The organism is Roseibium sediminis, from assembly GCF_008711325.1.
Taxonomy (GTDB): Bacteria; Pseudomonadota; Alphaproteobacteria; order Rhizobiales; family Stappiaceae; genus Roseibium; species Roseibium sediminis.
Genome location: NZ_VXDB01000052.1, coordinates 1 through 11,096, shown reverse-complemented (window position 1 = coordinate 11,096; position 11,096 = coordinate 1). Strand labels below are relative to the sequence as shown.

Genomic DNA, 11,096 nt, shown 5'->3' with positions numbered 1-11,096 from the left:
CCGCTTCCCAATGGCGTAATCAAAGCGCCAGGGCACAAAAATCTGCACAGTCTCATACATAGCAGCTAAGAGTTGTCGTTTCAATTTATTGCGGCCGACATCGGCGCTCGAATCAACAGAACGTTATCCAAACCAGCCGCTTCGATCCGTTTCCCGAAATGAATTGCCACATCCGGAAGTCTTGACCATTCAGGCGCTCTTTTTATTGGTGTTTGCGCACATGCCTACGGGTGGGCATCCGTTTGCGGATGATCTTGAGTAACGCCTCTTCCGCACCGCACTTGTACCGCTCTCCATGGTGGATGGCCGCTTTGGAACTCAGACCTAGGCGTTAAGAACTGCGATGTCCGCTGTCCCTGTTCGGCGTCGCGCAGCTGACAGTCTGTTTCCGGCCCCTGTCCGGTCATTCGTTCCGACCGCAACGAACGTCCGCTTCAGGTCAGCAACGGTCATTTGCTGCAGGTTTCACCAACGACAGCTCAAGGGGGACCGGCCGTTTGCATGTCTCTTGCCGAATGGCAGCTCAGGGCAGAGGCGTGACTTCATTCTTCGTCGATTTTTCAGCCAATCAACCCATCAGTGCGCGATGTCCCAATAGAGTATACGCCAGCGAGGCGCCTCGTGATGGCTATTAATTTGTCTCATTAGGATTGTATTGCGATATTTGAGACGTTTGCTAATCTACCTCTAGATCCTATTGAGACATTTGGGGGCAATATGAGATACGGGTACGCGCGGGTTAGTTCTGAAGATCAGGACTTCTCCATTCAGATTGAAGCGCTTGAGGCTGTAGGCTGCGAAGTCCGAAAGGAGAAGGCGAGCGGGACGAAGATCGATGGTCGTTCAGAGTTACAACTGCTGATGGAATTCATGCGCGAGGGTGATGAGCTCTATGTTACGCGCGTCGACCGGTTGGCGCGTTCAATCGGTGATCTTCAGAATATCGTTATGCTTCTCAAGAAGAAGGGGGTTGCCTTGAAGGCGACGGAACAGCCGATCGATACTTCGAACGCGGCGGGGAAGGCGTTCCTTGATATGCTGGGAGTTTTCGCGGAGTTTGAAACCAACCTGCGCCGCGAACGTCAGATGGAGGGCATCGCGAAGGCCAAGGCTCGGGGTGTCTACAAGGGGCGCAAGCGTTGTGTGGACATTGATGCGGTCAGAGCGCTGAAACAATCCGGCATGGGGGCCGCCGCCATCGCTCGGGAATTGGGTATCGGGAGAGCAAGTGTCTATAGAGCCCTGTCTGATGCTGAAACGGGTGTGTCTCCAGCGAATATTCGGTAGGGTTGATTGCAAGAAAGGCATCCGAATGCAGTCTGCCGTAGACGAAACTGGAGGGGGGGAAGATGCAGAAGTTTTCGATATCAGAATTCAGGGCACGACCGGGAAAAGTGCTGAATGCCGTTCTGACCGAACCAGTTGTCTTGGAAGAGGGCGGAGCTGACCGGTTGGTGGTACTTCCGGTGGAGCTCTATGAGCATCTTCAAAAAGTGAGCATTGCCACTCGCGAGGTCTACACAATTCATGATGCTCCCCAAGAGCACGTAGACAGCCTGAAACGCGGCTTTCGGGCTCTGCTCGAACCTGACGCGTAGTTTGTGGGTGGAAGGCAATGTCCAAGGAGCAAGCTCGGATTATCCTGGCGCTTCTTGGGGGTAACCGAGTTCACAGCAGCCAGTTGCCCTAGCCGCGTTTTTCGAGATTTTGAACCCGGGTGCAAACGCTGCAGTTGGTCTTACTACTACACAATCCCATCAGCTGTTTTTGACGTGGATTGGCTGTGTTTTGGGCTTTTGGTTGTGTGTCTCGCTTAATCTCTGTGGCTTTGAATTGGCCCCCCGTGGAATTTCGGGGAACTGAGGATTTCGAAAGTCCGCGAAGCTTCACAAATTAGCGGAACTTGTCTGGCAGTTTCGACAAGTTGAGGCCCCTGTTGGGAAATGGATGGCTAAAGTCGATGCCATATTGTCGGTTCTTGTCACACCGAATAGACCCACTTTCGTTGGCGCAGGCAGCATGGAGAAATGAGAAACAACCAACTGAAGGAATTCAAGCGTTTTCAGAAAGAACATGAGCAGCTTCCCAAGGCATTCTTGGACCTTACCTTGGATGATTGGTCTTGTCCGATGCTGGCAGGGGACACTTCTGATAACTCCTCGTCGGCGCTGGATTGATAATCTCAGACAATATCTAAGGGTTTCGGCGTATCCAACCCTTCAGATGTTAAGCTATGACTTCGTGTATTTTCGAACCGATGATGCAAATCGTTGTGATCTTCAGGCTGATCGATCTCTTTATCCTTCGGGCGTTCCTGCCTACATGAAATCAGACAGTGGCTGGATGGCGGTAGCACAATGCGCTCTATGGGCATTTGGTGGAGCTTGGGTGGTGAAAGTCGATGACGCTAAACGTATGGAAGAGATGAGATTAGAAGTATTTCGTTAATCGGGCCCACCAGGCCGCCAGATACTGCACTTTCAGGATCTTACCGTGCGACGCCCTCCGTATGGAATTGTCGGCATTTGTTTTTCTCATTTGATCCAGAGCGTCATTGGCGTCCATGTTCTGCATCAGGTTGCCGCCGATTGTTGCCGGACTGCCGGTAAAGACGTGGTAGATCGTCCAAGAGCCGTTCGTTTCGACACGTTTGCCATATTCACTGTGCATGGAATCCTGCGCGGGCGCTCCTCCCTCGTCGTCCCAATTCTCAAGCGCGCGATTCATGAAATTGAACGGATCTGGATATGACGCCGATATGGGCGCAGATTCGGACTGTTTCCAGTTTTGTAGCCCCGCGCTTTCGATCGTAACCGACTTTGTCATTGCGCCTGCTCCGTCTGGTCACTGACCAATTCGCTACCGCCACGCGGCCTGCGACGATCCTGTTTCCCGACTTCAACCCGCATACCCCTCAAGAATTTGAAGAGATCACTATCCGTCGACAAGACAAGGGTCGTCCCAGTTGATATCATGTCCTTGTAAGCCTGCATGGTTCGCGTGAATTCATAGAATTCTGCGGCTTGAACAGTAGTGTTGTAAGCACGTGCGTAAATGTCGGCCGCAGCGGCATCGGCCGCTCCACGAATTTGCTCCACCTCCCGATAGGCTTCTGACTGGATCTTGTTTAGGTCGCGAACTCGGTTGCCGCGAATTCGTGCGGCCTCGCCATTGCCCTCCGACAGGAAGCGCTCGGCGATCTGGCGCCGCTCCGAAACCATCCGGTCGTAGATCTTCGGTCGTACGCTTTCATTGTAGTTGATACGCTTGAAACGGATGTCTAGCAGCGCAATTCCAAAGACCTGCACCTTCGGGGCCGCAGCCCGGAAAATTTCCTGCTCCACAAGTGCGCGCCCCTTTTGAATGGGAACAAGCGACCCAATATCCTGCGCAAGTTCCTCGTCAGTCAGGAGCGTGTCTCGCAAGGGTGTACGTCCTTTTGTTGTCCTAATAATCTCAATCAGTTCGTGCTTTGCAACCGCGTTTCGCGTTTCGCTTCCAAGAATGTCGTCGAGGCGGGACTGGGCGCTGCGTTCGTCGCGCAGCCGTAGAAAATACTGTAAGGGGTCCGTGATCTTCCAGCGAGCAAACAGATCGACGGAGATATAAAGCTTATCCTTCGTGGGCATGTCTGACGGATTGCCATCCCATTCCAGAACCCGCCTGTCGATCCGGTTGACCTCTTGAACGAAAGGAAGTTTCAGCTTGAGCCCCGCCGTGGTGACCGGCTCGTGCACGGGCTTGCCAAACTGGGTGATTATTGCTTGTTCGATTTCACCGACTGAGTAGACGGCATTGGAAGCCGCGAATAGCGTAATGGCTGCAATTCCGGCCAGAATCTTCCATACGATCTTCATGGCCGTGTTTCCATTTGCTGGTCTAGATTGAGAAGCGGCAGGATGCTGTTTGTTGATCCATCGACGATGATCTTCGACCGGATGCCGGGCAAAACATCCTGAAGGGTCTCGATATAGATCCGCCGACGTGTCACATCGGGTGCCTTGAGATATTCCGTAAGTAGTGCAGTGAAGCGCGCAGCGTCACCCTCGGCCTCGTTTATCCGCTTCAGCCGATAACCGTCTGCTTCGCGTATTCGCTGATCCCTTTCGCCTTCGGCAAGCGGAATGACCTTGTTATATTCTCGGCGCGCCTCGTTGATGAGACGTTCCTTTTCCTGCTGAGCCTGGTTGACCTCGTTGAAGGAAGCCTGGACAGGTTCGGGCGGGTTGATGTTCTTGAGCTGAACCTGGTCGATGCTGATGCCCATGGCATACTTTGTGGCGAGAGCCTGCATTTTCAAAAGCGCTTCGCTTTCAATCTCCTGTCGGCCGATCGTGATAACTTCGTCGACGGTGCGGTCACCAACGACCTCACGCATCACGGATTCAGAGACGTAGCGAAGGGTGGCGGCGGGCTGGCGCACCTCGAACAGAAACTTGACCGGATCGGAGATCCGGTACTGTACCACCCATTCGACAAGAGCTGCATTGAGGTCGCCCGTGACCATTTCGGTTACACGGCGTCCGTCAGAAGGACTCTGGTAGGGGTCGTTGCCACCGGGTGTGGTGAAGCCGAATTCTTGCTTCAATTGCCGCTTTACCGGGACAATGATTGCGGTATCTATGCCCATAGGGAACTTGAAGTGTAGCCCCGGCGCGACTTCCGCAACGAATTTTCCGAAACGCTGAATAACTGCCACGGAGTCACTAGGGACTGTATAGTAGGAAGACCAGATCCCTAATCCTGCGACCGTAATGATGGTGGCGACCAGAAGTCCACGAACTGATGGTGGACCACCCGGGAACGACCCAACAAATTGCTGTCGTCCCTTGCGTAGAAATACCTCTATGTCCGATGACCTGTCTGGAGGAGTTGTCCCCCATGGTCCTGAATTGACTGGACCTTCGTTTTCGGAATTCATGGATTTGCCTCATAGGAGAAGGTTGAGCGTCCAGGTGACCCCGGATCGATAGTTGCTGTGAGCGAGGCTGCGATCTGAAAGTGTGGAGTGTTGGGCGCACGGGCGCTCTGCCGCACCACAGCTGTTGCGCCATTGGCGTAAGGCAGATTTCAATTGGCAGGCGTATATTGTCAGCCAGATGGCGTGTTCAAAACGGGCGTCTCTTCATTTTGGGCGCCTCTCAATGGGGGGAAGGCAGTTTGCCGATTTGGTGGTGGCTTCTGGCAAAATAGTGCCGCGTCTCGTCGGCAGTCCCGAAGAGCTCTCTCCCAAGGGTTTAACCTTTAACGGGGAGTATTCTTGAAGGCATGTCGGCAATTCTGCCGGTATACCAGAGATGCTGCTGCTTCAGGATTTGTCCAGTTCAAGTGCAGCAAGACAAGCTTGTGCTAAATCCCGGTTTGCCGTGTCAGTTCCCGGGACGGTGGCCCAACCAGTTTCCATGAGTACGGTCCCGCGTTGGTAGGTAGAGGTCCGACGAAGCTCAGCCAATTTGCCAATGCGTTCAGCGTCATTACGGGACATGTCAATACATATCGGCACTAGAGCCGAAATAACCTTGTTGTGCGATTGTGTGTTTGCCAATGCTGCCGCATTTTTTTCGGTTATCCAGCCCCCCCAGGAGAATCCCGCCACGCTAACTGCAATCGCGCCCACCAGGATACCGAGCGTCACAGGTTTGAGCCATTCGGGGATGTTCATTTCTAATCCTCCTGAGTACCGTGTTCCGATTTTGGTTTTTCGATGCGTTCAGACATTGCGCTGTCACGTGTGAGCATGGATTCCAGATCGTTTCCGAAAATCTCCCACATCGTTGTTTTGCCTTTTTCATTGACGATCAGATAGGTCGCCGTCTTCCGGTAAGAGAGGAAACTCAGCCCTTGTAGAAGTTCCTCTTCAACAATTACTTCGTAGTTTCCGGCTGGAAGGATTTCCGAGTGCCCCTTGAGAGAGAAGGGATGTGAAAATGCCACCGTTGAATTGGTCGACTTGGTCGATCCTTCTTTCATCTTCAGGTCCACCGAACTGTTTTGGAGCGGCGCAATCAAACTAACAGGTTTCCGCTAGTCTAAGTGTTGGCTCAGGGCTTTCCCTGTTCTGATAACCTAGGGATCTTTCCACAATGGTGTGCTGATTGAAGTTAGTCTCATCTCGTTATTTCTGTCCAAACCTTGAAAGATTTGAGGGTGTTTTCACCAAAGGTCTGTATCAACGGCACATCTGCTGCATCTCTTCCACGGCCAACAAGAAATCGTGCGCTGCGAGGGATATTGTTGCGCGGATCAAAGACCCACCATCTTTTGGCCAGAAAAACCTCCATCCAAGCCGCGAAATCACCAGGAGGATGTGGCTCCGGCTCGCCGATATCGCTCAAATAACCGGTGCAATAACGGGCTGGGATGTTCATGCATCTGCAAAAGGTGATTGCCAGATGGGTATAGTCACGGCAAACACCTCGCCCCTCAGCAAGGGTCTCTGACGCCGTGCGTGTCGCACGCGCGTATTCATAGCCGAAAGACACATGCTGGTGCACATAGTCGCAGATTGCTTGAACTCTGGCCCAGCCGGAAGGCGTATTTTCAAACAGTTGCCAAGCTTTGTCCGAAAGGAGATCAGTATCGCAATAGCGACTTCCAAACAAATAACCAAGTTTGTCGGATGGTAAATCTTGAACATCGTGCTGATATGCAGCTCGGGATACCGGATCTTTTTTTCCAGAGTCCAGATAAATGCCGTTTGTCACAATCGTAAATGCGCCTGGTGGCGCTGTTAATCTCGCCCACCAGTTCCCGAATGCGTCGTTATAACTCTGAATAGGCACGCAGGGGGAGGTCTTTAGATAGTCCAATATTTGGATGTCAGCAAAACGGGAATTGTGCACGTTGAGAAGTGCAAGCATCGGAGTTGCACGCGGGAGATCATATTCCAGATGACATCCCAAACTAATTCGAAGCTTGTGTTTTCTGGCCCTGATGGGGTCAGCCATACAGATTTCGGATGAAGGCTCGCGTCTCATTGAAGTGAGAGCCGGGCTACTGCTGCAGCCGTTCGAGCATGTTCCAATTTATGATAGTCTCCCAAAAAGACACCATCAACACGGACCTCCCATATCCCATTTCTTTCCCTGACGCGTACCCTGTCCAACTTAATTTTGGCAGGCTGTTCATGTTTGTTTTTATGTAGCTGCCCTTCCAGAGGGTGTCCAAAAATTGCGTCAGATTTCAGAATTTCGGATTTCGGAGGCAGGTATGTTTCGCCCAGATGCATAACAGCGCGAATGAACTCTTCAGCGTAGTCGTCGACATCTCGGTAATCCTGTTCCCGGCGGGCCATCGACATTGTGTCGACAAAGCGGGTTTTGAGATGGTCCACAAACCGAGGCTCTGAACGCGCCATATACGCGATGAGAGACTGCAAGATCCTCTCATGCGCCAGCACACGTCTTTCGAGATCAGTAGCCTCCGATTTGGGAGAGGGTTTCTCAATATCCATAGAATATTCGGTCCCTTTTGGGCTTTTGTCAGTTCTCATGCCGTTAGACTTTCAAGCAAAGCTGCTCCCGGAGCATGCAGAATACTGACCAATGCTGTTGTTGACGTTGTCTGTTCAAATTTGATGGACTCGTTTGATCAGACCGCCGGGCCAGAACGCGCATACCAAAAAATTGAGCGAGAGCCCGATCATTGGGACAATTCTACTAGGCCTTGATGCCATGTATCCTGATCGATGTTAGCGTGAAGGCTTTTCCAGAACGATTGCCTTAGAGGCAAGCATTGGACTCTGCGGGTGCGCTATACGGGATTACTTCTGTATTTTACGGTCGCAATACAGCCAACACAGTCGAGAAGGAATTGTTCTATTTCAGCAATGGGCCAGTAAGGTCTAGGTAGTCGGGATCGAAATCTGCAAGTTTCACCAAATGGTTATAGTTGTCGAACGATACCCTGCCGCTTCGAAAGGTGACTAGCCCGCTTTCACGCAATTGCCGCAAGACACGATTGACGTGCACTGCGCTCAACCCCAGTGCGTCCGCGAGGTGATACTGTGTTAGCGGACAGTCATAGCCCTCTTGGCTGCCCATGCCAACCAAAGCCAGCCTGGAGCCCATTTCAAGCAGGAAATGGGCCATGCGTACGTCCGCATCGCGGCGACCCAAGTTTACCAGATGTTCGACCACCATCGCTTCGTCCCGCGAGGCTGCCCAGAGAACGGCAGTCGCCAATCGCGGAGCAGTCGCGAAGGCCTCCAGCAGATCTGCTGCCTGCACTTCCGCAGCCTGAATCTCAGTTATCGGTTCAAAACTGTGGTCTGAGGTGCGAAGCAGAACGCTGCGCAATCCAAGAAAATCTCCAGGTATCTGGAAGTCTACGATCTGACGTGTCCCGTCAGGTTGGGTTTTGTAAGAGCATACCCAACCTGAAGCCAATATGTAGGCAGCTTGCTTCGATTGTCCCTGATGCACGAGATCTCGGCCGACAACGAACGTCCGACGGCGCAGTTGCAATCGCTCTAGAGCTGCAAGTTCGTGCGCTGACAAGGCGACAAAAGCCGAAAGCTTGCGTGTGAGCAGACTGGGTTTGATCGTGTCCAAAAGTACCTCCAGCGCCGATGAAATTTACCCCGTAATCTCGGCCCCGGAACTGCTTCAGATCAGTACACCATAACACCATCTCTGCAAGGTTGATGTTTCAAAAGGGTTCGCACTCAATGTTGAACTCCTCTCAGTGAGAAGGAACATCGGTAATGCCCGATCCAGCAAATTTTTCAGGAATAGCGGCACTCTCGATCTGTGAGGCTCTTTTGCTGGCGCTAAACGACCACAACATTCTTCCAGAGCGCGAGATAATGGGCATTTTGCTGGATGCTTCTGCCGCGCATGACAACGCTAAAGGGGAGGAGGCAGATTTGGAAACCCACCGGGCTGTTTCAGATATTATTAAACAGATCATCGCTGGCGGAAACTCGGTGAGGCGCCTTTAGTCCGGGTGGACCCCACACATAACTGTCCCCCGCCCACTTTCTTCCTAGACACCAATCCGCTCCCCACAAAATGGGTATCGATCTTGCAATGAAGATCCAGAACACCACAGATCTACCACACGGCATTGCAGACAGGTTCACACAACCCGTTGCGAGATTTCTCAAGATAGAATCCGCAGCTGGTGGGCTATTGCTTATAGCGGTTTTGCTGGCTCTTTTCCTAGCGAATTCAAGATGGGAATCAGCATTCCTTGCTTTTTGGGAGACGCCGGTCGGTCTGACATTTGGGCCGTTGGACTTCATCCGCTCCCTGCGGGATTGGATCAACGATGGCTTGATGACGTTCTTTTTTTTCGTGATTTCTCTGGAACTCAAACGGGAACTTGTCCTCGGTGAACTGAGGAAGCCTAAAATAGCCGCTTTGCCCCTGGCTGCTGCTCTGGGCGGAATGATCGTGCCAGTCACAATCTATTTGGCATTGATCGTCCCGCAGCCCGGGACACACGGATGGGGTACGGTCATGGCAACCGACACGGCATTTGCTATCGGGTGCTTGGCGCTGTTCGGACAACGTGTTCCAACCGTACTTCGGTTGTTCTTGTTGTCGCTGGCGATTTTCGATGATGTAGGAGCGATACTGGTGGTCGCTGTCTTTTATGGTGAGCCAGTGAATTGGGCTGCGACCGGGTTTGCTATACTTGGCCTAAGTTTGGTGTCAGGACTTGCGCGACTCGGGATCAGAAGCATTCCCATCTACTATCTGTTTGGCATCGCAATTTGGTTATGCATTGATGCTTCGGGGATTCACGCCACGATTGCCGGGGTTCTCCTCGGCTTGATGACGCCGACAAACATTTGGGTGAATGATTCCCGTCTGCGCACAATCCTTGGGCGGGTTCTTGCCTATCCGGTGGGAGAGCACTGGAGCGGAGATACTCCAGAACGCCACGATCTTCGTGAAGCTGGGCGGGCGGTTGCAGAGTCGCTTTCCCCTGTCGAGAGGATTGAGTTGACGCTGCATCCTTGGGTCGGATTTGTTGTGATGCCAGTGTTCGCACTTGCAAATGCTGGTGTCGTGATCGATTTGAATGACATCGCTCAGCCGATTTCCATAGCCATTGTTGTTGGTCTGGTGCTTGGAAAGCCGCTCGGTGTACTAGGCTTCAGCTGGGGCGCTGTTCGATTGGGCTTGGCGGTTAGGCATCCAGATCTGACATGGCCATCTGTTGCGGCTGGAGCCTTTTTGGCCGGTATCGGCTTCACCATGTCTCTTTTTATCGCGAATCTCGCATTTGATCGGCAGATGCTGGGTGCGGCAAAGCTCGGAATTCTTACAGGATCGGCGATTTCTGCAATTCTCGGATTGCTGACGCTTGTGTCGTTGACAATCCTCTCCGAGCGTCTTCGGAGAAAAAATAGTGAAATCTGATTACGATCGATTTCTTAAAAGAGGTATTTGAGTGCGCCTTGCACTCGTTCCGGCTAGCCTGTTGGAGACTTGCTGCTTGTCGTATAGACGGCTTTCAGGCGCTACCCATACTGCGCGATGGTCCGGCATGCCTTGGGTACAGCACACGAATAGTCTAATTGCCCGGCATCTTCAGCGGAAAACCCAAACACAGGTCGAGGGCGAATTACGTGGCTGCTTCAGGATGGAGGGTCGAAATGGATCTATTGGAAATTTCCGGATCGTCTACTCCAAAAAGTCACCCCATCTGAATTTCATCTTACTGAAATATATGTTGTTTTCTCGGGTGTTGCCTTCTCCCTCCGGGCCCACCAGCACTATGCAAAAGCAAGCTGTTCACATAAGCGAGCTCCCTTCCAAAAGTACTGAGCTTTGGCTGTCAACTTCGAGAAGAAGTCAAATCTGGAGTTTACGGGTAATTGACCCCAAAGCGTCAAATCGCTAAGATTCATTCAAATAGTACAGATTGTAGCAACCTCCCGGTAAGGTCGGTTTTTCGCTATTGAATCAATGGTGTACTGAGAGTTGGGGGGAACATACTTCCTCTCCGCCATTCCCTTACGTCACCCTTTAGAGTGTGCTAACTTCTTGATTTCTTTCAAGAGGAAGAATTCTGCGTCCATCCCTGTTCCGGTTTGTACAGGGAAATGTATACGTGCCCAGATACTATACCCAGACGCCTTCGGG

General features: G+C 52.1%; 12 protein-coding genes. 4 read left to right on the top strand and 8 right to left on the bottom strand.

The window, feature by feature from the left end; genetic code table 11:
- Nucleotides 1–717: 717 nt before the first annotated feature.
- Entirely contained in the window at nt 718–1,287 is a 570-nt protein-coding gene (locus F0155_RS22660; protein WP_150526848.1) for a recombinase family protein, read from the top strand.
- A gap of 62 nt (nt 1,288–1,349) precedes the next feature.
- Nucleotides 1,350–1,598: a type II toxin-antitoxin system Phd/YefM family antitoxin gene (locus F0155_RS22655; RefSeq protein ID WP_150526847.1), complete on the top strand. Its 249-nt coding sequence runs from the start codon at nt 1,350–1,352 to the stop codon at nt 1,596–1,598.
- 832 nt (nt 1,599–2,430) lie between these two features.
- Here the strand turns inward: F0155_RS22655 and F0155_RS22650 are convergent.
- The 8 genes from F0155_RS22650 to F0155_RS22615 all read right to left on the bottom strand — a co-directional run bounded on the left by F0155_RS22650 (nt 2,431) and on the right by F0155_RS22615 (nt 8,552).
- Entirely contained in the window at nt 2,431–2,826 is a 396-nt protein-coding gene (locus tag F0155_RS22650; RefSeq protein ID WP_150526846.1) for a hypothetical protein, read from the bottom strand.
- Entirely contained in the window at nt 2,823–3,857 is a 1,035-nt protein-coding gene (gene hflC / locus F0155_RS22645; protein WP_150526845.1) for a protease modulator HflC, read from the bottom strand. Before hflC ends, F0155_RS22650 begins: the two co-directional genes overlap by 4 nt.
- Nucleotides 3,854–4,921, bottom strand: coding sequence for an FtsH protease activity modulator HflK (hflK, locus tag F0155_RS22640; RefSeq protein WP_150526844.1), 1,068 nt, complete (start codon nt 4,919–4,921; stop codon nt 3,854–3,856). The genes hflC and hflK overlap by 4 nt, the downstream gene beginning before the upstream one ends.
- Nucleotides 4,922–5,308: 387 nt before the next feature.
- Nucleotides 5,309–5,662: a hypothetical protein gene (locus tag F0155_RS22635; RefSeq protein WP_150526843.1), complete on the bottom strand. Its 354-nt coding sequence runs from the start codon at nt 5,660–5,662 to the stop codon at nt 5,309–5,311.
- Nucleotides 5,663–5,664: 2 nt separating this feature from the next.
- Nucleotides 5,665–5,970, bottom strand: a complete 306-nt coding sequence (locus tag F0155_RS22630; RefSeq protein ID WP_208999419.1) for a hypothetical protein — start codon at nt 5,968–5,970, stop codon at nt 5,665–5,667.
- Between the two features lie 137 nt (nt 5,971–6,107).
- Nucleotides 6,108–6,947, bottom strand: a complete 840-nt coding sequence (locus F0155_RS22625; protein ID WP_208999418.1) for a transglutaminase-like domain-containing protein — start codon at nt 6,945–6,947, stop codon at nt 6,108–6,110.
- Between the two features lie 26 nt (nt 6,948–6,973).
- Complete coding sequence (locus F0155_RS22620; protein WP_150526842.1) at nt 6,974–7,453, bottom strand: hypothetical protein; 480 nt, start codon at nt 7,451–7,453, stop codon at nt 6,974–6,976.
- Nucleotides 7,454–7,817: 364 nt separating this feature from the next.
- Nucleotides 7,818–8,552, bottom strand: a complete 735-nt coding sequence (locus F0155_RS22615; protein WP_150526841.1) for a Crp/Fnr family transcriptional regulator — start codon at nt 8,550–8,552, stop codon at nt 7,818–7,820.
- Between the two features lie 152 nt (nt 8,553–8,704).
- Here F0155_RS22615 and F0155_RS22610 point away from each other — a divergent pair, with 152 nt between their 5' ends.
- Entirely contained in the window at nt 8,705–8,941 is a 237-nt protein-coding gene (locus tag F0155_RS22610) for a hypothetical protein (RefSeq protein ID WP_150526840.1), read from the top strand.
- Nucleotides 8,942–9,029: 88 nt separating this feature from the next.
- Entirely contained in the window at nt 9,030–10,370 is a 1,341-nt protein-coding gene (gene nhaA, locus F0155_RS22605) for a Na+/H+ antiporter NhaA (protein WP_150526839.1), read from the top strand.
- The last annotated feature ends 726 nt before the right edge of the window (nt 10,371–11,096 follow it).